Origin of the sequence: Fulvivirga imtechensis AK7, assembly GCF_000331535.1 — a bacterium.
GTDB classification, from domain to species: Bacteria; Bacteroidota; Bacteroidia; order Cytophagales; family Cyclobacteriaceae; genus Fulvivirga; species Fulvivirga imtechensis.
Genome location: NZ_AMZN01000070.1, coordinates 63,506 through 85,023, shown reverse-complemented (window position 1 = coordinate 85,023; position 21,518 = coordinate 63,506). Strand labels below are relative to the sequence as shown.

General features: G+C 44.1%; 22 protein-coding genes and 2 pseudogenes. 5 read left to right on the top strand and 19 right to left on the bottom strand.

The genetic code is table 11. From position 1 onward, the window contains the following. Nucleotides 1–138 precede the first annotated feature (138 nt). The 5 genes from murA to C900_RS20035 all read right to left on the bottom strand — a co-directional run bounded on the left by murA (nt 139) and on the right by C900_RS20035 (nt 5,034). Complete coding sequence (murA, locus tag C900_RS20055; protein ID WP_009582019.1) at nt 139–1,449, bottom strand: UDP-N-acetylglucosamine 1-carboxyvinyltransferase; 1,311 nt, start codon at nt 1,447–1,449, stop codon at nt 139–141. Beyond that, nucleotides 1,449–2,096, bottom strand: a complete 648-nt coding sequence (locus tag C900_RS20050; protein WP_009582018.1) for a DUF4290 domain-containing protein — start codon at nt 2,094–2,096, stop codon at nt 1,449–1,451. Before C900_RS20050 ends, murA begins: the two co-directional genes overlap by 1 nt. Before the next feature lie 18 nt (nt 2,097–2,114). Then, nucleotides 2,115–4,373 carry an ATP-dependent helicase gene (locus tag C900_RS20045; RefSeq protein ID WP_009582017.1) on the bottom strand — a complete coding sequence of 753 codons (2,259 nt, stop codon included), beginning with the start codon at nt 4,371–4,373 and terminating at the stop codon, nt 2,115–2,117. A gap of 77 nt (nt 4,374–4,450) precedes the next feature. Further along, nucleotides 4,451–4,759: a PIN domain-containing protein gene (locus C900_RS28730; RefSeq protein ID WP_157494093.1), complete on the bottom strand. Its 309-nt coding sequence runs from the start codon at nt 4,757–4,759 to the stop codon at nt 4,451–4,453. Between the two features lie 80 nt (nt 4,760–4,839). After that, the gene (locus tag C900_RS20035) at nt 4,840–5,034 is read right to left on the bottom strand and encodes a type II toxin-antitoxin system VapB family antitoxin (protein WP_009582015.1); all 195 of its coding nucleotides are present in this window, start codon (nt 5,032–5,034) and stop codon (nt 4,840–4,842) included. A 148-nt stretch (nt 5,035–5,182) separates the two neighbouring features. On the opposite strand from C900_RS20035, the gene C900_RS20030 reads away from it, so the two are divergent. After that, the gene (locus tag C900_RS20030) at nt 5,183–5,749 is read left to right on the top strand and encodes a DUF3109 family protein (protein WP_009582014.1); all 567 of its coding nucleotides are present in this window, start codon (nt 5,183–5,185) and stop codon (nt 5,747–5,749) included. 36 nt (nt 5,750–5,785) lie between these two features. On the opposite strand, the gene C900_RS20025 is transcribed toward C900_RS20030, so the two are convergent. From C900_RS20025 to C900_RS30420, 4 genes and pseudogenes are all read right to left on the bottom strand, one after another. Then, entirely contained in the window at nt 5,786–6,355 is a 570-nt protein-coding gene (locus C900_RS20025; RefSeq protein WP_009582013.1) for a hypothetical protein, read from the bottom strand. Between the two features lie 197 nt (nt 6,356–6,552). Continuing rightward, nucleotides 6,553–6,777 carry a virulence RhuM family protein gene (locus tag C900_RS20020; protein WP_009582012.1) on the bottom strand — a complete coding sequence of 75 codons (225 nt, stop codon included), beginning with the start codon at nt 6,775–6,777 and terminating at the stop codon, nt 6,553–6,555. A 457-nt stretch (nt 6,778–7,234) separates the two neighbouring features. Beyond that, a pseudogene (locus C900_RS20015) lies at nt 7,235–7,482 on the bottom strand (HigA family addiction module antitoxin). 7 nt (nt 7,483–7,489) lie between these two features. Continuing rightward, a pseudogene (locus C900_RS30420) lies at nt 7,490–7,660 on the bottom strand (type II toxin-antitoxin system RelE/ParE family toxin); the annotation flags it as partial. Between the two features lie 287 nt (nt 7,661–7,947). Between C900_RS30420 and C900_RS30965 the strand changes: the two are divergent. Next, complete coding sequence (locus C900_RS30965; RefSeq protein WP_342662400.1) at nt 7,948–8,082, top strand: group II intron maturase-specific domain-containing protein; 135 nt, start codon at nt 7,948–7,950, stop codon at nt 8,080–8,082. A gap of 340 nt (nt 8,083–8,422) precedes the next feature. Here the strand turns inward: C900_RS30965 and C900_RS20005 are convergent, their stop codons facing one another. The 4 genes from C900_RS20005 to C900_RS19990 all read right to left on the bottom strand — a co-directional run bounded on the left by C900_RS20005 (nt 8,423) and on the right by C900_RS19990 (nt 11,416). Continuing rightward, nucleotides 8,423–8,713 carry a helix-turn-helix transcriptional regulator gene (locus tag C900_RS20005; protein ID WP_040497178.1) on the bottom strand — a complete coding sequence of 97 codons (291 nt, stop codon included), beginning with the start codon at nt 8,711–8,713 and terminating at the stop codon, nt 8,423–8,425. Beyond that, nucleotides 8,703–9,059 (bottom strand): type II toxin-antitoxin system RelE/ParE family toxin, encoded by a 357-nt coding sequence (locus tag C900_RS20000; RefSeq protein ID WP_009582008.1) that lies wholly within the window; start codon nt 9,057–9,059, stop codon nt 8,703–8,705. Before C900_RS20000 ends, C900_RS20005 begins: the two co-directional genes overlap by 11 nt. Nucleotides 9,060–9,723: 664 nt before the next feature. After that, nucleotides 9,724–10,263 (bottom strand): HD domain-containing protein, encoded by a 540-nt coding sequence (locus tag C900_RS19995; protein WP_009582006.1) that lies wholly within the window; start codon nt 10,261–10,263, stop codon nt 9,724–9,726. A 1-nt stretch (nt 10,264) separates the two neighbouring features. Continuing rightward, nucleotides 10,265–11,416 (bottom strand): tetratricopeptide repeat protein, encoded by a 1,152-nt coding sequence (locus C900_RS19990; protein WP_009582005.1) that lies wholly within the window; start codon nt 11,414–11,416, stop codon nt 10,265–10,267. Between the two features lie 125 nt (nt 11,417–11,541). Here C900_RS19990 and C900_RS19985 point away from each other — a divergent pair, with 125 nt between their 5' ends. The 3 genes from C900_RS19985 (at nt 11,542) to C900_RS28725 (ending at nt 13,975) form a co-directional block, all read left to right on the top strand. Beyond that, nucleotides 11,542–12,045 (top strand): nuclear transport factor 2 family protein, encoded by a 504-nt coding sequence (locus C900_RS19985; protein ID WP_157494092.1) that lies wholly within the window; start codon nt 11,542–11,544, stop codon nt 12,043–12,045. Beyond that, nucleotides 12,045–12,560: a SixA phosphatase family protein gene (locus tag C900_RS19980; protein ID WP_009582003.1), complete on the top strand. Its 516-nt coding sequence runs from the start codon at nt 12,045–12,047 to the stop codon at nt 12,558–12,560. Before C900_RS19985 ends, C900_RS19980 begins: the two co-directional genes overlap by 1 nt. A 176-nt stretch (nt 12,561–12,736) precedes the next feature. Continuing rightward, nucleotides 12,737–13,975 (top strand): N-acetylmuramoyl-L-alanine amidase, encoded by a 1,239-nt coding sequence (locus C900_RS28725; protein ID WP_185113982.1) that lies wholly within the window; start codon nt 12,737–12,739, stop codon nt 13,973–13,975. Between the two features lie 579 nt (nt 13,976–14,554). Here C900_RS28725 and argH read toward each other — a convergent pair. The 6 genes from argH to proC all read right to left on the bottom strand — a co-directional run bounded on the left by argH (nt 14,555) and on the right by proC (nt 21,517). Then, nucleotides 14,555–15,847 (bottom strand): argininosuccinate lyase, encoded by a 1,293-nt coding sequence (gene argH, locus C900_RS19970; protein ID WP_009582001.1) that lies wholly within the window; start codon nt 15,845–15,847, stop codon nt 14,555–14,557. A gap of 363 nt (nt 15,848–16,210) precedes the next feature. Beyond that, nucleotides 16,211–17,365, bottom strand: coding sequence for a M20 family metallo-hydrolase (locus C900_RS19965; protein ID WP_009582000.1), 1,155 nt, complete (start codon nt 17,363–17,365; stop codon nt 16,211–16,213). Between the two features lie 303 nt (nt 17,366–17,668). Beyond that, nucleotides 17,669–18,442, bottom strand: a complete 774-nt coding sequence (gene argB, locus C900_RS19960) for an acetylglutamate kinase (protein ID WP_009581999.1) — start codon at nt 18,440–18,442, stop codon at nt 17,669–17,671. Between the two features lie 10 nt (nt 18,443–18,452). Beyond that, the gene (locus tag C900_RS19955; protein ID WP_009581998.1) at nt 18,453–19,388 is read right to left on the bottom strand and encodes an N-acetylornithine carbamoyltransferase; all 936 of its coding nucleotides are present in this window, start codon (nt 19,386–19,388) and stop codon (nt 18,453–18,455) included. Next, nucleotides 19,363–20,523: an aspartate aminotransferase family protein gene (locus C900_RS19950; RefSeq protein ID WP_009581997.1), complete on the bottom strand. Its 1,161-nt coding sequence runs from the start codon at nt 20,521–20,523 to the stop codon at nt 19,363–19,365. Before C900_RS19950 ends, C900_RS19955 begins: the two co-directional genes overlap by 26 nt. Nucleotides 20,524–20,701: 178 nt before the next feature. Beyond that, a complete protein-coding gene (gene proC / locus C900_RS19945; protein WP_009581996.1) occupies nt 20,702–21,517 on the bottom strand; it encodes a pyrroline-5-carboxylate reductase in 816 nt (271 codons plus the stop codon). Nucleotide 21,518: the final 1 nt, after the last annotated feature.

Genomic DNA, 21,518 nt, shown 5'->3' with positions numbered 1-21,518 from the left:
TTTAGGAATTATGCATAAAAGAATCTGTCTTCAACTCCGCATAACAAGAGGTAATAAAGACAGTTCCTGTGGCTGTATTGCACCAAAAGCTGAGGTAATTTGGCTCAGCTTTCAAATGTTAGAACGAATGATCTACTCCTATTGTTCAAGGCGATGAATGCTTGCTCCAAGCTGATTCAGGCGTTCATCAATATACTGATACCCCCGGTCTATTTGTTCAACATTGGAGATAACACTTTCTCCCTCGGCAGAGAGTGCAGCAATTAAGAGGGACACACCTGCCCGTATATCAGGAGATGACATTTTTATCCCTTTTAGTTGTTGCTTTCTGTCAAGTCCGATTACCGTTGCTCTGTGCGGATCACAAAGAATGATCTGAGCTCCCATATCGATCAGTTTATCAACAAAAAACAATCGGCTTTCAAACATTTTTTGATGAATAAGCACCGTACCCTTTGCCTGGATAGCGGTAACCAGCACTATGCTTAACAGATCGGGAGTAAAACCGGGCCATGGAGCATCGGCAACTGTCATGATAGACCCATCGATGAAAGTCTCAATTTCATAGTGTTTTTGAGAAGGGATATAAATGTCGTCACCCCGGAGTTCTAGTTTGATCCCGAGCCTCCTGAAAACATCAGGGATAAGTCCCAGGTGCTCTACTCCTGCATTTTTTATCGTAATCTCAGATTGGGTCATTGCTGCAAGGCCAATGAAACTGCCCACCTCTATCATGTCAGGAAGTAGAGTGTGATCGGTGCCTCCTAGTGATTCAACTCCTTCTATGGTGATCAGGTTCGAGCCAATGCCACTGATGTTGGCACCCATTCTGTTGAGCATTTTGCAAAGCTGCTGTATGTAAGGCTCGCAGGCAGCATGATAGATGGTGGTTTTTCCCTTGGCGAGTACAGCCGCCATGATTATATTAGCGGTGCCCGTCACAGAAGCTTCGTCAAGATGAATGTAGCACCCAGCCAGGTTGGTGGCATCTATTGAATAAAAGCTGTCTTTTGAAGAGTAATTGAATTTGGCTCCTAGCTTTTCAAAGCCTAAAAAGTGGGTGTCAAGCCTGCGTCTGCCTATTTTATCACCTCCTGGTCTTGGTATTTTTGCTTTGCCATAGCGAGCGAGCAGTGGGCCGAGGATCATTATCGAGCCTCTTAGCGAAGCTGCTTTTTGTTTGAACTCTTCAGATTCAAGGAAGCTTACGTCAAGATCTTTGGCGGTAAACCTGTATGATTCCGAGTCAAGCTTCTCTACCACCGCACCCAGATCACCGATCAGCTCTATAAGTTTGTTTACATCGCGAATGTTGGGGATCTTGTGAATGGTAACAGGCTCAGCAGTTAGCAAAGTTGCGGCTATTATTTGAAGAGCTTCGTTCTTAGCTCCCTGAGGTATAATTTCTCCCTTTAGCGCTTTTCCTCCTTGTATTTTGAAAGAACTCATTAATTTCTTCTTCGTCTGCGGTTGGTACTTTTTCTGTCTCCTGATTTTCCGTTGGTGCCGGTTGGTCTGGTACTGGTTTTACGCTTTGTATTGTAAAGCTTTTCGAACAGGTTATCCTCCTTAACTTTTTCCAGGTCTATATTAAGTGCACCACCCGAAATAGTATTAATATTTTCAAGAATAACAGCATCATCAATAACCTCTTTGTTCCAACTGGTATAGAAACTTTTCATGAGCTTACCAATATAAATGATGGCGTCTTCTCTTTCCTGAGGGTCTTCTTTCTTAATGGCTTCTTTAACCAACAGGTCTATATTCCTGCCATAGTGCTTGTACTTGATATCATAGCTGGTATAGTCCATCCTTTTTGGCTTTTTGTTGAGCACTTCTTTTGCCGGCATGGGATAGGGGCTATCGATATCAAGATCAAAATTAGACATGATATAAAGATCATCCCACAGCTTTTGACTGGTTTCGGGAGTTTCTTTGACAGTAGGTGTAATTTGCTTCATGAGCTCCACCAAGGTAGCAGCGCTCTGCGTTCTTTTCTCTTTGTCTTCTATTGTTTTTAAATATTCAACGAGCTTTTGAACATTCCTTCCATATTCTTTTAGGATCAGGGCAGGTTGGCTTGTGTTGTATTCCATATAAAGGGATTTATACTCCTAGTTAGAGTGGATCTTTAATTTAGCAAAACTAAGTAATAATGTTTTCTCTCCAAAGTCATCAAAATGAACTTTAGCTTTTCGGTTAGCGCCACTTTCATCCATTTCCGTTACCATACCATAACCAAACTTCGGGTGCTCCACTTTCATGCCAGCCTGCAGGCCTGACGTATCACTGGGCTCAAAATCTGCCGAAGGTTTGTAAGTAGAGGTTTTGGCCACTGGGCGTGAAGTGGTAGTCTTCCGCATGCCATTGATAAAGTTTTTGGCATAGTCATCTCCGCTTAAACCTGATGATTCTACTTTGCCATATTTCTTGCTTACCTTGATAAACATAGGGTCTATTTCATCAATGAAACGACTCGGTTCGCAATTTTTCAGTCGGCCAAAGCGGTATCTGCTCAATGCATACGACAAGAACAATTTTCTCTCTGCTCTTGTTACAGCAACATAAAATAATCTTCGTTCCTCTTCGAGGTCTGCGCGGCTGCTGAGCATCATTTGCGAGGGGAAAAGGTCTTCTTCAAGGCCTACGATATACACATTTTTGAATTCAAGGCCTTTCGCCATGTGTATGGTCATTAGCGTTACCTTCTCCTCCCCATCATCCTTATCATTATCAACTCCGGTAATAAGGGCGATCTCCTGTAAGAATGCCCCGAGTGATTTGTCCTCCTTTTCAGGGTCATCGACATACTCTTTTACAGCGTTTAACAATTCCTGCACGTTTTCATACCGGCTCAGGCCCTCAACGGTTTTATCTTCGTAGAGCTCTTTTAGAATGCCGGAACCCTTGGCAATGAGATTAGCAGCTTCGTATGCATCTTTAGTCTCGATATCATGCTTAAAGCGCTTGATCAGTGTTACGAAATCCATTACGGCATTTGCTGCTCTGCCTGGCAGGAATGAGCTAATATTGGTCAGCACTTCCCAAAGACTGATATCGTGGTCATTGGCCGCAACTATGATCTTATCAACGCTTGTATCTCCGATACCTCTTTTAGGATAATTGATGATCCTTCTTAGTGATTGCTCATCATTGTGATTGATGGCGAACCGGAGGTAAGCCATTAGGTCTTTTATTTCCTTGCGCTGGTAGAATGACAGACCACCAACAATTTTGTACTTAATGTTCATTCGCCTGAGCGCTTCTTCTATTGCTCTCGACTGGCTGTTTGTTCTGTAAAGAATAGCAAAATCGCTATTTTGAAGCTGGTTTTGCATTTTTTCTTCGAATATCGATGAGGCTACCAGTTTTCCTTCCTCGTTATCAGAATTTGCCTTTAGCAGTTCGATCAGCGAACCTTCATCGTTATCTGTCCAGACATTCTTCTTTAGTTGAGCCCTGTTTTTGCTGATGATAGCATTGGCAGCATTGACGATCGTTTTCGTAGAGCGATAGTTCTGCTCAAGCTTAATTACCCTCAGATCAGGGTAGTCCTTTTCAAAATTGAGAATGTTCTGTATGTCAGCACCGCGGAAAGCATAAATACTTTGCGCATCGTCACCCACCACACAGATATTTTGCCTCACCGCCGAGAGCTTTTTGGTGATCAGGTATTGGGAAATATTAGTATCCTGAAACTCATCAACCATCACATAATGGAACCGTTGCTGATATTTATTCAATACATCGATGTGCTGTTTGAAGAGTACGTTGGTATTGAAAAGCAGGTCATCAAAATCCATGGCCCCGGCCTTGAAGCATCGCTCGGAATAGATCTTATATATTTTTCCAAGCTCAGGTTTCATGTTGCTTTCATCATCAGCCCTGAAAATAGGATTGTTGATATATTCCCGCCATGAAATAAGCCTGTTCTTTGCCCCGGAAATTCTGTTAAAAACTACATTGGGCTTGTATATTTTGTCATCAAGGCCAAGCTCCTTAACAATGGATTTGATCAACTGCTTGGAGTCATCAGTATCGTAGATGGTGAAATTGCTGGGATACCCGAGCTTGTCAGCCTCGGCTCTAAGGATACGGGCAAACACAGAGTGAAAGGTTCCCATCCACAGATTTCGTGCCTCTGTACCTACTACTTTTTCTATCCTGTCGCGCATTTCTTTAGCCGCTTTATTGGTAAAAGTCAGCGCCAGAATATTAAAAGGATCAACTCCCTTTTTTTCTATGAGGTAGGCAATCCGATAAGTAAGTACTCTTGTTTTTCCCGAACCAGCACCCGCAATGATCATGGTAGGTCCTTCCGTATTTACCGCCCCTTCGTACTGTGGCTCGTTAAGGCTTTTTAGGTAATCCATTCTCGATCGTTAATCAACACACAATGTAATCTGCAAAGGTCAAAAATAAAATTAATAACCGAACAATGAAACACCTTCTATTCTATTATAATTTCAAAATTGATATGGTTTTTCATAAGGTGGAAGTGTTTATCATAGGTAAATAGGGGCAGTTTGTGTTCTACTACTTGTTGTAGAATAATTAAATCCGGAATACCCACTTTGTTAATACCATTAGAGAGGTTGATCTCCTGGTATTTTCTGATAATCGGCCAGTCAATATTTAACGGGATACATTCCAATGCCATTAGACAATCAGCAGCGTCAGTTTGACCTGCCCTGAGTAAAAAAGGTATTAATTCAGTTAAAATTAATTCGTTGGTACAGACCAAATCCTCTTCAATCAATTGAATTAGAGCTGTTTATCTACCGACATTAAAAAAAGTTATCCAACCAGAACTATCTACAAGCACTTTACGAGTAGGCGTCATTTCCTTTCACGTAAATTGTCAAGATCAATACTCAAGTCTAGTTTTCCCTGGTAGAGTAAAAGCCTTTTTCTTTTTTCCTGAATGACCAATGCCTCCAGAGCAGCTTTAATGGCCTGACTTTTGGTTTTTGCACCCGTAATTTCCATAACTCTTGCTATAAGTTCTGCAGGTATATCCAGTGTTGTTCTCATGGCATACATGTTTATGTAAAAGAACATAAATATTTATGCAATTACAATTATAAGTAAGTCGTAGTTCCGCAAAGTTGATTAAATGCTTATAAAATGATCTTTTTTTAAATTAGATGTGTTGGAGTACTAATTGGATTATCTTTGTAGAATGATTGAATTTGGGAATGTGATCTTATCAGATGATGTCAAAGAAAAATTCTTTGTGTGCAATCTGGAAAAATGTAAGGGTGCGTGTTGTGTAGAAGGCGACTTGGGAGCTCCTTTGGAGGATGATGAACTGGACGTGCTGGATGAGATCTATGATGAGGTAAGGCCATATCTTTCTGAGGAAGGCAAAAGAGCTATAGAGGAGCAGGGGACATACATTCTGGATGAAGATGATGAATATTCCACCCCAACGATTGGTGGCAGGGAATGTGCCTATGCAATCTATGATGAAAAGGGTGTACTCAAGTGCGGTATTGAACAGGCTTTTTTTGATGGTAAGATCAGCTTCAGGAAGCCGATTAGCTGTCACCTGTATCCTATTCGTGTTACCAAATATGAGGATTTTGATGCCATCAACTATGATAGATGGAGTATTTGTAGCCCCGCTTGTAGTTTAGGTAAGGAGCTTCAGGTGCCCGTTTACAAATTCCTTAAAGATGCGCTAACCCGGAAATACGGAGAGCAGTGGTATAGTGACCTTGTGAAGTTGATTGAGCATGGTGAATAAAATCTTTATATTTTAAAAACTTGCAGGTCCGGCTATTTACTGCTCATCCTTAAACTTAACAGGCACAAAAAATGCCAGGCGGAAAGCCAGAATATTGTCTTTTTTGCTATCTCCCAGATTAGAAATATTATCTAAATAATCAGTCAAAGTGTTGTAAAAGCCTGCCTGAACGGATACACCATATTGATTGGGCAATATAAATATCGCACCTAAACTGGTTGGTAGCATGAATGACTCCTTACGATAAGTTTCATCCGCCTCCCGTGTATTTTGATTCTCCGTCAGGCTGTTACCATCGGCATCCTCAGGAGAAAATCTGATCAGGCCAATCCCCTGGCTGAAATAAAGTATCACATTCTTTTTCTTGATAATGTTGTAGTGCAGGTCGTAATTGATATAAAAAAACTGTGTTTTGACAAATTTATTGGGAACGGGTAGAGGCTGTTGGTCAGATTCAAAAGTGAAATTTCTGTTCTCGCCATTGATATTTCCAAATCCCATATTGAAATTTCCATTAACTCGATGCTTGCGGTTTAGTTGTATGCCTACATGAAACGAGGAGGTATATTTCTCATACCCGCTTAGGTCGCCTTTGTAGGCATTCATACTGACACCAGTATGCGCCCAGATCTTTGTTTCCTGAGCATGCACTTGAAACGAACAAATTGAGCATATAACTGCAAAAAAATATCTCATTAACATATCGGGTTATGGTTTGTTTAAAATAATGTGTGATTGATTTATTGAATTCCCTGAAGTAAATATTCTTTTAATTTACTAGTTGTCCATTTTCTATTCAGTTGCTAATGGAGATTTAACACTTGTTGCATCTTCATCAAGTTCACCATCTTTGTATGTCTGTTTACAACAGTTCTATCTCTACCAAAAAAATCAGCTATTTGAAGTTCAGTAGCCCAAATAGTATCCGCTCCGTTATCTAATACAACTGGATATTCTGTAACACCATTAGGGGGTTTGAAAGCGACTAGGGCTTTGTTGCCATCAGTAATATCATTTTTGTTGCTCATATCTGTTTTCTCAAATTAACCCCAACGTTCCTGCTAAAAAGCGTTGCTGTCCCGAAGGGTAGCTACGATTTTATACCCATTGTGTGTGCCCGGTATCGAAGATACCAAAATATTCCAGAGGGTGAAAGTCCCTTATGAGCGGGAGTAGTTTCCCGAAGCATTAGCAAGTCGCAAAGGGTGCAAGTCCTGTAAGCGTTTCCGCAATACTTGAAGGTATTCCGAATGCCTGAACCCAACTCGTCCACCCGGCCTCAAAAAGCCATGGATCAATTATTCAGACAAACAAAAAAAGCTCGAAGCAGCGCCATTGGGGAGATACTACAAAATTTCCGGAGCCTTCGACCATAAAATACTATGAAATCCCCATAGATAAGAACGCTTTCCGGTACCGGAGGTAAGAGTTCAACATGGGCTCGAATGAACTGCGGCCCTACCGCACATCATTCGAGCCTAATTGTTATGCTTCGTTATTAGTAATAGTTCGAATTTCCTTCAATTCTTGTGCTTTATTATTTAGTTCTTCTTCCAAATCGTAGTCATCCTGAAGTCCTAACCAAAATTTGGGAGTTGTTCCGAAAAATTTCACCATCCTTAATACTGTATCAGCAGTTATTCTCCTGTTACCTTTGATTATTTCACTTATTCTGGTTTGTGGAATTCTTCATTTAGGATCTCTCCTGGGTGTATATTATTCAATTTGTCAATTACTTAATTATTTATGATAATCAACAATTTGTACATCGAAGGCATCATTATTAATCCATTTGAAGATAATTCTCCATTATTTATTAATTCTGATGCTATAGAAATCAGCCAAATTACCAGCTAATTTTTCTAAATGATTAGCTGGAGGTATTCTAAGGTCGTTAATATTTTGAGCATTAAAAGCTTTAATGTAGCATAACGTTTTGCGGCTACCCGAAGGGCGGGATTTTTAGTACTAAACTTCATTCGGAAAACTGAACTTTCGGTTTGCACAAATGTGTCCTGCGAAGCACGAAACCCCTGCTTGCGTGTAGGTGCTGTGTGTGCCCAGCATGGGCATCAGGTATCGAAGGTACCCCTGTCAACAAGGAGAAAAGCGGAATACGAAGATCGGGCAACTTTGAGTTGCCAGGTCACGGATTTGTACCTACTTACTTACAAGAAAGGTGAAAAGGGCAAGTACCAATTGGTGGTCAAGAAAGCAGTTGGGGTTCGCTAAAGCGTAAACTCAAGGAGATTACCAGAAAAACCAGACCCTACAAATTTGAAGAACGGCTCAAGAAGCTGGCAGTAGTATGCAGGGGGTGGGTCAATAATTAGTGTCTCTAAGAAAACGCCAATGTCTGTGTTATGATTGCCCCTAAAATGCTCCCATACCTCAGTACGCTCCGCTTTTTGGGACTTCACAAGCCCTTGCTCTGCCGAAGCGGCTGGCGGTAGCTCAAACGTCCAATCTCCCATCACTTTGTCGAGACTAAGGAGAAAAGGGTACGAATCTATGCTCCCCTATTACCTAAGGATACAAGTAGTCATTCAATGAACCTCCCAGTTCCAGACCCGTACGCTTGGTGGTGTGTGATCGGAACGATACTGCACCGATGCGTCAGCAGGCGCACAGTGGGGTTACAGCTCGCGGCTGTCTACGATTACAGCACTGTTATTATACATCTATGCTAATTGTTACTTTGCCACCAAGTCCCTTTTCGACAATATCATAAAGTGTCTTAAGAGTTAAGTTGCTTCCATCGTTCTCTACTCTTGAAATGTAGGTTCGCTGTTTGTTCACTAGTTCACCAAGTTGCTGTTGGGTCAAATGTCTTTGTTCACGAGCTTGGCGAAGAAGTAACCCAATTTTCAGCCCCTCAACTTCACGTTCGAGTTGGTCGCGTCTAGGAGTTCCTTTCTTTCCATAGACATCATCCTTTATAGTTTTCCAAGATTTAGTTTCCATAATCATTCGCTTTGTCTTGATAATATTTGTTCATTAGTCGTTCAGCTCTTTCGATTTCTTTCCTTGGTGTTTTCTGAGTCTTCTTTTGAAAGCCGTTCAGAAGAATCACAAGTTGATCGCCATCAAAAAAGCAGAATACTCTCCATATGTTCGACCCCAGTTGAATTCTTGCTTCATAAAGCCCGTCTGTTCCGGTCAAGTGTTTCAAGTAATTACTAGGTACTCGTTCCAGAGTTTCAATTGCTTCAATAATCTTAAAGATTTTGTCCTGCACCTTCGTTGTTTGAGCATTCAGAAACTCTTCAAAATGATATTTGTAAGCAATGACCTCTCTGATCTTGTTCATACGACAAAGGTAACTTAAAAGTTACTATCAAGCAAGTCCGTTCGGAAGATGTTCGTGGAGAAGATAATGCGCTGTAACGCCTGGCTATTTGCAGTGGCTGGCTTTTGAAAATGAACTTATCCGCCGTGACCAAACGCAATAGTGAAGATAAACTTTATACCTACACTTTACCCAGCCATTGTAAATAGCTGCTGTGTGTGTCCAGCATGGGCATCTGGTATCTAAGATACCAAATTATTCCAGAGGGTGGAAGGCTCTAGTAGTTGGTGGCAACGAGCCGATACCGTATTTATGGAATATCTCTTTAGCTTCAGTTTTCGCAAATACTCTTCTGGACATTTTCGGTACCCCTCCGGCAATGTTCGTTTACGTAAATCATTCGCCGACAATACCGGGTTTTGCACATTAACAGGTTTATTCTTAAAAAAATACTGGCAATTCACCCAAGCCTCGCCTTTAAACTGTTCACACACTATTGGAAAGCAAAAAATAACAACCTCTATCTCTTCTGTTATGAGTTTGGTTTTATGGAGCGGACTGAGAATGGAAAGGCAAAATATATTTTGATACAATGGCAGCCCTGTATGAGATGAGCAGCAGGTCTTTTGGTCTTTTAATCTTTTAGCAAAAGTTCATCATGAATGACTTCTGCGACTCATACTAATCAAACCCCCAACTCCTCCTTACACTGCCTCAGGGCTCCGATAATAAAATCAATATGCTCCTTTATATCCACGCCCAGCAGCTCCACACCCTTATAGACCTCATCACGCTCTACTTTGGCGGCAAAGCTGGCTTGTTTAAGCTTTTTGATCACGGATTTGCTGGTCAGGCTTTCTATGCCATCGGGGCGTACGTGGCAGCAGGCGATGATGAATCCGGTCAGCTCGTCACAGGCCAGCAGGGCTTTGTCCAGGTTGTTGGTGTAGGGGATGTTCCACTTGGTGTAGTGGGCCGAGATCGCATGCGCCATTTTTTCTTCACCGAGGTCTTTTAGTTTGCTAACGATCACGTTGGGGTGCTTTTCAGGATAGGCTTCGTAGTCCGCATCGTGTAGTAGTCCGGTGTTGGCCCATTCCACAGGGTCTTCACCATATTTACTGGCATAAGCTTCCATTACAATTTCTACGCTTCTGGCATGGCGTAGCAGGCTGTCGCCTTTGGTCATCTCTTCTAAAATGGCTCTCGCTTCTTCTTTGGTCATTTTATCTCTTGGCTTGTCTGAGTTTGAATACGGTAATTCCTGCACCTACTAAAATGATCGTGCCCATCAGCCCTAGCAGAATAACAATACGGCTGTTTTCTACCTGCAACTGTTGTATTTCCTGCTCCTGCTTCAGTATCTCCAGTTCTTTTTCCTTTCGCTGCAGCTCAAAAGCCACCTCCAGTTGGGCCAGCTTCCGGTTGGCTTCTTCATTTTGCACATAATCTTTCACCTCGTCATACAGCAGCCGGGTATCATAGGCCTTCTTGTATTCTCCTTTTTTCGCATATATTTCCGACAAGTTCTTGTAGATCTGCTTGAGAATGGGGTTGGCGCTGATCTCTGTGGCAATCGCTTTAGCTTCCATCTGAAATTCCTCCGCTTTTTGGAGGTTGCCCTGCTCCAGATGGGTGGCCCCGATGTTGGAAAGCGCCAGGGCTTGTCCAAGCAGGTTTTTGTTGGTCTTTTCTACCTCTAGCGACCGGTTATAATATTCCAGGGCTTTATCATATTCTTCACGGTAGAAATAGATGTTGCCAATGTTGTTGAGGGGGTCAGAGGCGCTGTTGATGCGGCCCAGCTTTTCCGACAGGTTGAGGGCCTCGGAGAAGTATTCCAGCGCCTTGTCCTCACGGCCTTTGTCACTGTACGCATTGCCGATGTTATTCAGCGCACCCACCAGCTTCTGCTCATCTTTCAGCTCCTTAAACTTCTCATACGACTCGATAAAATAGATAAGGGCTTTATCATAAATGCCCTTGAGGGAATATACCGTGCCAATATTATTCAGGGTGGAGGCCAGACCTTCCTTGTCATCGATATCATCAGAGATGCGTAGCGACTCAATATAATATTCGAGCGCCTGATCATATACGCCCTGATTTTTAAATATGATGCCGATGTTGTTGAGGGCGGCAGCTTTTCCCTTTTTATATCCTATTTTATTGGCTAGCTCCAAAGCCTGTTTGGAGTACTCCAGCGCTTTGGCGGGATTGAGTTGGTTATAGACAATATACAGTTCGTTGAGGGTGTTGACCTTTTCAGGGCCTTCAACGGTTTTAAGCTGGGTTTCCAGGCTGTCGAGTCTTTGAAAGGCCAGTGCAGTCAAACCGGAGACAACACTAAATGCTATAAACAAAAGCCGTTTCTTCATGTTTATTTATTGCTTTAACACCTAAAGTTAACATTATAATTGATATTAGGAGTATTAAATTTAACCGCTCAAATAATAATACTTCGATCTTCAGCCGGTCCGGCCGACCTTTCGTTCTAAAAAATATGAAGAAGATATTTAGCATTTTTATGGTGATAACGGCCACTGCCGCGGTAGCCAAAAGTCAGGGAACAGGTAATATCACCTCTGCGGAAGTCTTAAAAGTGGTAGGGCAGGTGTTTGATGGCATGCGTGCTGCGGATAGCACGATGGTGCGGTCGGCATTTGCGAAGGACGCTGAGCTGTACACGATTTTTACAGATAAAGAGGGAAATCCTGTGCTTCATAAAGGATCTTTGGTTAATTTTCTGAATGCAGTGGGTTCCCCGCACGATGTTGTGTGGGACGAGCCGATCTGGGATACCGAAGTACGGATCGATGGCAACCTGGCACAGGTGTGGACGAAGTATGCCTTCTATGCCGGTGATAAGTTCAGCCATTGCGGGGTAGATGCGTTCCACCTGTTCAAAACATTGGAAGGCTGGAAGATCTTTCACCTGACAGACACACGGCAGTGGCAGGATTGCGAGGTGCCCGAAGAGATTAAGGACAACCATAATAATAACTGATGAAGAGAATTTTACTCGTTGCTTTCGGCTTATTACTTTTTTACCAGGTTTATCCGCAGAGTGATAGCATCACCACTGTTATTTTGGTGCGACATGCGGAAAAAGACTTTGCCAAGGATGGCGACCCGGTGTTGACGGAAAATGGCACTGCCCGTGCCCGGCTCCTGGCCGAGATCCTGAAAAATCAGTCTGTAGATGCTGTTTACTCCACCCCATTTAACAGAACCCGCCAGACAGTAGAGCCGGTGGCGAGCCAGAAGACACTGGAAGTGATCGACTATAACCCTTTTAAGCTTGAGGAGGTTATAGAGATTATTGAGGCGAATAAAGGTAAGACATTGCTTATCTCCGGGCACTCCAATACAGTACCGCTGATCCTGAATATGATGGTAAACGAAGACAAATACCGGCAGTTGGACGAATCGGACTATGACAATCTCTACATCGTGTCTTATTTAAGGAAGGGTAATGCCAAAGTTTTGGAGCTTCAGTATGGGGAGGTCACTAATAATTAGTGTTTGTAGGAAAACTCTAAGTGGTTTTAAGAAAACGTTTCCGCCAAAGGGCAGGACGAAGTTCCAAAAAGCAGAGCGTACTGAGGTACGAGGGTATTTTTGGAGCGAGTGTAGCGCCGACATTGACGCTTTCTTTATAGACACTCATTGACGTTAAAAAATCAAGGAAGATGGGAATGAGGAAGATCTTTACAGGAATATTTTTATTATTTGCCAGTTATTCGCAGGCGCAATGGGAGCGGCAGGAAATAATGAGGACAGGTACGCATACCAGGGCCTTTTCTGCTGAGGTACAACCACAACAACATATTTATGCGCAGGAGAAGGAACCTGTTACAGCTCTGGCTATCCGGTACCAAGGGCAGTTGGGTGAGGCATTGGTACGGCATGGCTCCTTTGAGACACGGCTGTTTCCCGATGAGCATACTGAGGACAATGGCCTCACTTCCAATCTTGTTATTTTTGATGAACCGGTCTATAAATATGAGCTGTTTACCGGAAGCCTTTCGGGAAATATCGAGGTGATCCTGATCAATGCCGGTGAAATCAAAAATGAGACTGAAGCCGGCCGGATAAAGGAGGGGGGAAACTCTTGTGAAGAACCGGCCCAGGTAGATCAAAGCGTTTGGCGAGAAGGATTGCCTGCCCCGAACTACAACAGGTCGTTTACAGATACTGAAAATATTATCGTCCATCACTCCGCCACCTCCAATGAACTGACAAACTACACCAATGTGGTCAGGAATATCTATCTGTACCATACGGAGGCAAATGGGTGGTCGGATATCGGGTATAACTACCTGATAGCTCCGGATGGCACCATTTTCAAAGGCAGAGATCCGGGAGCCGGGGAGCAGGATTTTGTATTGGGCGCCCACTTTTGTGGCAAGAACAGCACCACGATAGGAGTTTGCCTGATGGGAACATTTACCAATGTTCCACCGTCAGATCAGGCCCTGGAATCGCTGAACCACCTGCTGGCATGGAAGACAGACAAAGACGAACTGGACCCACTGGGAACGGATCCCCATCCTCTCCATGCCTCTCTGCCTGTTATTGCCGGCCATCGTGACGGATGCAGCACCGAATGCCCCGGCCAGAAAACCTATGAACGCTTGCCTATGATCAGAACCGTTACAGCAGAGAGCATACAGGCATGCCATGAGGAGACAGAGGTGGTTTTTGCCCTTTATCCCAACCCGGCGGAAGTACATTTTAAAGTTGAACTGCTGGCAGGTGATGTTCATGACTTTACCTTGTATAATATGAAAGGCCATTTTTCCACCATATACCCCATAGGAAAAAGCGGCAATGTCCTCACCTTCTCCGTAGCCGGACTTGCCTCCGGTATTTACATTTTGCACTACCAGTCGGAGGAAGCGCTGGTGAAGAGAAGGTTGGTGGTGTTGAACTAAACAACTCTCATCCCTTCAAAAGCATCCCAATACCGTCACCCCGGACGTAACCCAGTGAAGATCCGGGGTCTCCTCGCTACTGTCTGTGGCTAAACTTCAGCCTCTGCCACCGGATCAGGGGATCCTGAATATTTTCTCCGTTGCTCTACGAAAATTCCAGGATGACGTGGTACTTTGTGATTTCTATGGCATAATGTCATTATCCACAAAATCAACTAAAAGTTGTTGGATGCCTTGAGATGACTGCACTTCTTAGAAGAGTTTTTCTTAATAGCATTGAAGGGCCCCCGGAACGGGGTCCCAATGTTCTTAAGTTAAGGATGCCATCCCGATTTCATATATTTCATATAGGGAGAGGGATCTTGCAGAAGTAACTACTTCAAAGGTGCATGGATCTCTCCCTCTGGTCCCCGAGGCCAAGCTCGGGACAGGCGAGATGACCATAATTCTTAGAAGAGTTTTTTCTTAATTAATAGCATTGACGGGGATCCGGGGAGACTGGTGTTTTGCCAGTTTGATCAATGCAATAGCGCAATACTTTGGCAGTAATACGCACAACTCACAACTTACTGCTCAAGACTAACGACTCAAAACTAAACTCTCCTCCATCTTTCTCCTGATCTCTTCAATACAAAGATTCCCGATACTCCCCTCATGTGTATGATTTACCTGCTTATTGGGGTTGTAATTTCCTCCAGCAATGCTTTTCCCGACCTTTTGGTATGCCTCACGGAAGGAGAGTCCGTTCATCACCTCGTTGTTGACAGCTTCTACGGAGTACAAATAATCGTACTTCGGATCGTCAATAGCTTTTTCATTGATCCGGATATGCTGCAACATGAATTCTGTGATCTCCAGGCATGATTTCAGGGTAAAAATGCCTGAAAAAAGACTTTCTTTCAATATTTGAAGGTCACGGTGATAGCCACTGGGCAGATTGTTGGTGACCATGATCAGCTCTGCAGGGAGGGCCTGTATTTTATTGCACTTGGCCCGTACTAGTTCAAAAACATCCGGATTTTTCTTGTGAGGCATAATACTGGAGCCGGTGGTCAGGTGGTCAGGGAAGGTGACGAACCCGAAGTTCTGGCTCATGTACAGGCATACATCCATGGCCAATTTAGAAAGCGTACTTGCAACGCTGGCTAACCCAAAGCTGATCGATCTTTCCAGTTTTCCACGACTCATTTGCGCGGCTACCGAATTGTATTTCAAGGTAGAGAAGCCTAGTTTTTCGGTGGTGAAAGTTCTGTTGATAGGGAAGGAGCTACCATATCCTGCCGCGGAGCCGAGGGGATTTTGATCTGCTATTTTGTAAGCAGCATTGAGCAGGTGTACATCGTCAATTAAAGCTTCAGCATAAGCCCCGAACCAAAGACCGAATGACGAGGGCATCGCCACCTGCAGGTGAGTGTATCCGGGTAAAAGTATATGCTGATGCTGCTCACTAAGCTGTATCAGCCTGTCAAATAGCTGGGCGACTAACGACTTTACTTCATCAAGCTCACTTTTTGCAAACAGATGCAGGTCCACCAGCACCTGGTCATTACGCGACCGGGCAGTATGGATCTTTTTGCCTGTTTCACCGAGCCTTTCCGTGAGAATATGCTCTACTTTGGAATGCACATCTTCAAAATCTGCTTCGATAATAAAGGAGTCTTGTTCTATTTGTTGTAGAATGGCTTTTAGTTCTCTTTCAATCCCCGTCAATTCATCGTCCGAAAGCAGACTGATGTGATGCAACATTTGTGCATGAGCCAACGAACCCAGCACATCGTACTTCGCCAGGTGAAGGTCCAGCTCACGGTCGTTACCTACTGTAAATACCTCTACGGCTTTTTCTATTGTATATCCTTTATCCCAAAGTTTCATGTTTTTAGATTTAAGCTGCCAGCTATAGGCTGCAAGTTTGGTTCATGTTTTCTAATTCTATTTTCATGGTAGTGAACAGATGACTCCAAGTCATCAGAGCACTTTCACAATGTTTTCGTCATTGAGAGCGACCCTAAGGGAGCGAAGCAATCCCCCTAATCCAGGGTGATGCCCGAGTTAGGGGACCTTTGCAACGGCTTTTTGCTCACTGCTTACTAACATTTAGAAAGCTCTCTGTGTATCTCTGCTTTTACCTCTGTTTTCTCTGCGGTTAATGATCATTCCATACTTTCCTCACAATTAGGAGATTGCTTCACTCTACCTCGTTCGCAACGGCACTGGTTTCACCTATTATCAACTGATCTACAGCGTTAGTTTACTCAATATTCTCTTATACAATTCAACCCCTTCCTCAATTTCCTGAATATAAATAAATTCATCTGCACTATGCGAGCGGGCTGAATCTCCCGGTCCTATTTTTACACTCGGATAAGGGATTAAAGCCTGATCCGAGAGGGTAGGGGAACCGTAGGTTCGCATATTCATTTCTTCAGCCACTTTTACGATCGGGTGGTTTTTGTCTATCCCAGACGGCTTCAACCGCACCGATCGTGGCCTTACCTCGCACCTTGTGTATAATTTGATGATCTCAAGCACCTCTTCATGGGTATAGGCGTCAGTTACCCTGATATCCACCACAAAACTGCAGTTATCGGGCACCACATTGTGCTGTGTGCCCGCCTGTATCTGTGTTACATTCATGTGGACCGGCCCCAGAGTCTCCGATATCTTTGGAAAGTGATAGTTTTCAAACCAGTTAATATCCTTCATTGCCTTGTATATGGCATTTTCGCCTTCATTGCGGGCCGCATGACCGGACATTCCTTTAGCCGCGCAGTCCAGCACCAGAAGTCCTTTTTCAGCAACCGCCAGTTCCATGAGCGTAGGCTCCCCAACGATAGCCAGATCAATTTTGCCTAGGTCGGGCAATACCTTCTCAATTCCTTCCTTCCCTGATATTTCCTCTTCAGCCGTAGCCGCAAAGATCAGGTTCCACGGTAGTTCCTTTTCATTATAAAACTCCAGAAAAGTTACCATTAAAGCCACCAGTGCTCCCCCTGCATCATTTGCTCCAAGACCGTATAGTTTGCCTTCAATCACTTCCGCTCCAAAAGGGTCTTTTGTATAACCTGTATTCGGTTTTACCGTGTCATGGTGTGAATTAAGCAGAATAGTTGGTTTGTTCGCATCATAGAAGGTGTTGAAAGCCCACACATTATTACCTGACCGGTGTATTGCGATACTTTTATTTACCAGGTAATCTTCAAGCAGATCAGCAGTGCCCTTTTCCTCTCTCGAAAATGACGGAATAGCGATCAACTGCTTGAGTAGCTCAACAGCCTCTGATTTAAATGTAAACTCTGTTTTCAATAACTTCTCTTGTTTTATACAAACACCTCTGGCATTCATCGAGTGTGAACCTGCATTGAGGAGATACTCATCCGATGAAAAATTCACCTGCCGCTTTTACCCCACCACCACCGATTACCCGGTTTACCGACTCATTTTCATGACCTTTTGCCTTACTGCTTCTGCCAACTATTCTCTATGTGGCTCTCCTTTTTACCTCCATGTCCTCTGCGGTTAATCACCATTCCATAGTTTGAGTATCAATGGAAGCTTAGGTTTTAAGGCCAATCTTCGGGGCCCCGGAACATGTCCGGGGACTGGTGCGTATTTCACCTACCACCGATTACCGATCACTGATTACCGATTTACCGACAACAACTTCCGTCTTCGGACTTCGGTCTTCCGACTTCCCTACGCTAACACCGTCCCCGCAGGCTTACTCAGCTCCAGCGCATGTTTGATCACTACTTTTACCCCTTTATCACGAGCCGCAAATGCATTGTCCAGCTTGGGGATCATTCCATTGTGGATGATACCATCGTCTTTCAACTGCTGATAGTGCAGGTAGTTCAATTCACGAATAAGCGTAGCATCATCCTCCGAGTCCAGCAGCACACCTTGTTTTTCAAAGCAATACACCAGCTTTGGATGATAGTGTTTTGCCAGGCTGATGGCCAGTCCCGAAGCCAGGGTGTCAGCATTGGTGTTGAGCATACTGCCTTGCTGATCGTGTGTTAAGGCGCAAAATACCGGAGTCAGCTCTCCATTAATTAAGAACTGAAGCCGGGCAGTGTCGATGTCTTCAATATTGAAATCTCCGACATAGCCATAGTCAATTTCACCGCTATTTCGCTTATGAGCAGGAATGATATTGGCATCAGCTCCCGTGAGGCCCAGCGCATTGCATCCCATAGCTTGAAGTTGGGCTACGATGCCCTTATTTACCAATCCGCCATAAGCCATCATCACTACCTTCAGGCTTTCCTCATCAGTAATTCTACGTCCTTCGACCATTTTGGGCTGTATACCCAGCTTCACTGACAGGTCAGATGCGATCTTTCCTCCGCCATGCACCAGCACCTTTGGGCCGCTTATCTGAGAGAATTCCTGCAGCACTTTTTCCAGTGTTGAGGCATCGTCAACTACGTTGCCTCCAATTTTTACGATTGTTATTTCTTGCTTCATCGCCTTTGCATTAAAGGTTTTCCAATATTTCCTGTAGCACTGCCTGTGCAGCATATTCCCGGTTTTTCGCCTGCCGATAGATAATAGAGTTGTCAACTACCTCATCGGTGGCCACTACATTTCTTCGTATGGGCAGGCAGTGCATGAATTTGCCCTTGTTCGTGAGCGCCATCTTTTCTGCTGTTATAGTCCAGTCACTTTTTACTTCCGGCTTTTGGCCATAGTGAACATAGCTGCTCCAGTTTTTGGCATAAATGATATCTGCTCCTTCAAAGGCATGATACTGATCGTGTTCGATCTTTACTCCGTTTGTAAATTCATCAGCCAGCTCATATCCCTGAGGACAGGCCAAAGTGATATCTGCATCTGTTATTTTTATCCATTCCAAAAATGAGTTAGGCACGGCCTGAGGTAGTATTTTCGGGTGCGGAGCCCAGCTCAACACCACCTTAGGTCGTTTGATCCCTAACTCTTCAATAGTAATAAGATCTGCCAGCGATTGTAACGGGTGCCGGGTAGCCGATTCCAGGCTTACTACCGGCACTGTCGAATACCTGGTGAACTGACTGATGACCTTTTCGCTGTAGTCATCCTCCTTATTTTGTAAAGAAGGAAAGGTGCGTACACCCAGAATATCAACGTATTGACTCATTACGCTAACAGCATCTTTAATATGTTCCTGTGTATCCCCGTTCATCACGGTCCCGTCATTAAACTCGATCTTCCAACCATCTTTGTCCACATTCATCACCATCACATTCATTCCGAGATTAAAGGCTGCCTTCTGTGTGCTCATCCTCGTCCTCAGGCTTGGGTTGAAAAATACCAGGCCTAAAGTCCGGTTTTTACCTGCCGAACTTTGAAAAGGATTTGCTTTAAGAACCAGCGCTTTCTTTACAAGGGCACGCGGGTCCTCGGGGTCACTTGCCGACAGGAACTGCTTCATTCTTCTTTATTTTTTCCAGACTGATCAATACTTTATCTACAAATTCATCTGCCTGCTGTTTATTTAGAGACAGCGGTGGCAACAGGCGCAGCGTATTCGGATTAGCGGACATTCCCGTAAGGATGTGGTACTCATTCATCAATATTTTACGCACATCTGTAATGGCAAAGTTGAACTCCATCCCTATCATTAACCCTGCACCTCGCACCTCTTTCACTTCAGGGATGTTTTTCAGTTTATCCATCAGGTAGTTGCCCACCACCTGTGCATTCTCGATCAAATTTTCATTTTCAATGATCTCCAAAGTGGCCAGCGCGGCTACACATGCCAGGTGGTTACCCCCAAAAGTAGAACCTGACATACCGAACCACCCCTCTATTTCAGGGCTGATCAACACTCCCCCGATAGGAAATCCGTTGGCCATCCCCTTGGCTACTGTGATAATATCCGCCTGAACACCCGCATGCTGATGGGCGAAAAACTTACCACTTCGGCCATAGCCGGATTGGATTTCGTCAATAATGAGCAATGCTCCATATTTTTCACAAAGCGCTTTGAGTTCCAGCAGGAAATTGGTCTCGGGAATATAAATACCCGCCAGTCCCTGGATACCTTCTATAAGTACAGCGCAGACATCTTTATTTTTCAAGGCCACCTCTACCAGTTCAAGGTCCATGCTCAGGAACTGTACGTTGCTGTATTTGTCGAGCATAGAGCGGTACTTGTCGTTGTCTGTTACCGACAGAGCGCGGGAAGTACGGCCATGGAATGACCTGTTGAAAGCAATGAGCTTATCTTTTTGAGTATGAAAAGAGGCTATTTTTAAGGCATTTTCGATGGCTTCTGCCCCGGAGTTGCAAAGGAATAACTGGTAGGCGTTATAGCCTGATATTTGGCCCAGCTTCTCCAACAGGTTGATCTGTACAGGGTTGATCACTGCGTTGGAGTAGTAGGCTATCTGATCCAGTTGCTCTTTTATGCGTTTGACATAGTGTGGGTGTGTATGGCCCACCGAGATCACGGCATGACCTCCGTAAAGGTCTAAATATTGGTTGCCGGACTTGTCATAAACGTAGCATCCCTGAGCCTTTGTCAGCTCCAGGTCAAGCTGGGGGTATACCTTAAATAGTTTCATAATTTGTGTGATTTTTCAATTGTCATTGCATGCTTAAATGGTTATTGTTTTTTGTTTTAGTTTATTGTTTGTGTGTTACCCACCGCTGCCCCTCCCAGGAGGGGAGTTAAAAATCCCTCTGGGATTTTTCTCGGGGCGGAAATCCCCTCCTGGGAGGGGCAGGGGTGGGTGCTCTCCGTCATGTCGTCTCCTTCATTTTATTGATCCTTTCATAAGACTTCACCAATCCTTTGATCAGTGCTGAGCTCAGGCCGTTATGTTCCATTTCATTCAGGCCTGAGATGGTGCAGCCCTGAGGGGTCGTCACCTTGTCAATTTCCTTTTCAGGGTGACTGCCGTGGTTTTCACCGAGCAGGCTTGCTGCACCAAGGCAGGTTTGCACGGCTATTTCCTGGGCGTATTCCGCATCGAATCCTAACTGAACTCCGCCTTGTGTAGTAGCCCGGATAAATCGCATCCAGAAGGCGATACCGCTGGCACATACTACTGTAGCGGCCTGCATCAGCTCTTCCTGGATCACCAGCGTTTTTCCAACACAGTTGAAAATGGTCTGTACGGCTTTTACTTTTTCCTTGCCTTTGTCATTGTAAGCCATGCAGGTCATCGACTGCAATACAGCAATGGCTGTGTTAGGCATGGCTCTGATGATCGGAAAGTCAGCATTTAACGATGCGGCTATCTCAGTAATGGTCACCGCTGTGATCACCGAGATCAGGGTGTGTTTTTCCGGGTTTAAAACCTCCCGCACTTCCTCAAGCACCTTTTTTAATTGCTTGGGCTGAACAGCAAAAATGATGATATCTGCCTGCGAAACGGCTTTGACGTTGTCGCTGATAACTGTTACTGCCGAGTGATTGATATCCTTTAAACCGGTAATATCTCTGCGGGTGAGGATCAGTTTATTGCTTCCCAGCAGACCTCCTTTGTCGAGGCCATTGTAGATCGCCAGACCGAGATTGCCGGCTCCTATGATCGCTATGGTTTGCTGCTTCATT

Coding starts and splice junctions, on each gene's coding strand:
- murA (WP_009582019.1), bottom strand. CDS start 1,449: ATGAGTTCTTTCAAAATACAAGGAGGAAAAGCGCTAAAGGGAGAAATT.
- C900_RS20050 (WP_009582018.1), bottom strand. CDS start 2,096: ATGGAATACAACACAAGCCAACCTGCCCTGATCCTAAAAGAATATGGA.
- C900_RS20045 (WP_009582017.1), bottom strand. CDS start 4,373: ATGGATTACCTAAAAAGCCTTAACGAGCCACAGTACGAAGGGGCGGTA.
- C900_RS20035 (WP_009582015.1), bottom strand. CDS start 5,034: ATGAGAACAACACTGGATATACCTGCAGAACTTATAGCAAGAGTTATG.
- C900_RS20030 (WP_009582014.1), top strand. CDS start 5,183: ATGATTGAATTTGGGAATGTGATCTTATCAGATGATGTCAAAGAAAAA.
- C900_RS20025 (WP_009582013.1), bottom strand. CDS start 6,355: ATGAATGCCTACAAAGGCGACCTAAGCGGGTATGAGAAATATACCTCC.
- C900_RS20020 (WP_009582012.1), bottom strand. CDS start 6,777: ATGAGCAACAAAAATGATATTACTGATGGCAACAAAGCCCTAGTCGCT.
- C900_RS20005 (WP_040497178.1), bottom strand. CDS start 8,713: ATGGAAACTAAATCTTGGAAAACTATAAAGGATGATGTCTATGGAAAG.
- C900_RS20000 (WP_009582008.1), bottom strand. CDS start 9,059: ATGAACAAGATCAGAGAGGTCATTGCTTACAAATATCATTTTGAAGAG.
- C900_RS19995 (WP_009582006.1), bottom strand. CDS start 10,263: ATGACCAAAGAAGAAGCGAGAGCCATTTTAGAAGAGATGACCAAAGGC.
- C900_RS19990 (WP_009582005.1), bottom strand. CDS start 11,416: ATGAAGAAACGGCTTTTGTTTATAGCATTTAGTGTTGTCTCCGGTTTG.
- C900_RS19985 (WP_157494092.1), top strand. CDS start 11,542: ATGAAGAAGATATTTAGCATTTTTATGGTGATAACGGCCACTGCCGCG.
- C900_RS19980 (WP_009582003.1), top strand. CDS start 12,045: ATGAAGAGAATTTTACTCGTTGCTTTCGGCTTATTACTTTTTTACCAG.
- C900_RS28725 (WP_185113982.1), top strand. CDS start 12,737: ATGAGGAAGATCTTTACAGGAATATTTTTATTATTTGCCAGTTATTCG.
- argH (WP_009582001.1), bottom strand. CDS start 15,847: ATGAAACTTTGGGATAAAGGATATACAATAGAAAAAGCCGTAGAGGTA.
- argB (WP_009581999.1), bottom strand. CDS start 18,442: ATGAAGCAAGAAATAACAATCGTAAAAATTGGAGGCAACGTAGTTGAC.
- C900_RS19955 (WP_009581998.1), bottom strand. CDS start 19,388: ATGAAGCAGTTCCTGTCGGCAAGTGACCCCGAGGACCCGCGTGCCCTT.
- C900_RS19950 (WP_009581997.1), bottom strand. CDS start 20,523: ATGAAACTATTTAAGGTATACCCCCAGCTTGACCTGGAGCTGACAAAG.
- proC (WP_009581996.1), bottom strand. CDS start 21,517: ATGAAGCAGCAAACCATAGCGATCATAGGAGCCGGCAATCTCGGTCTG.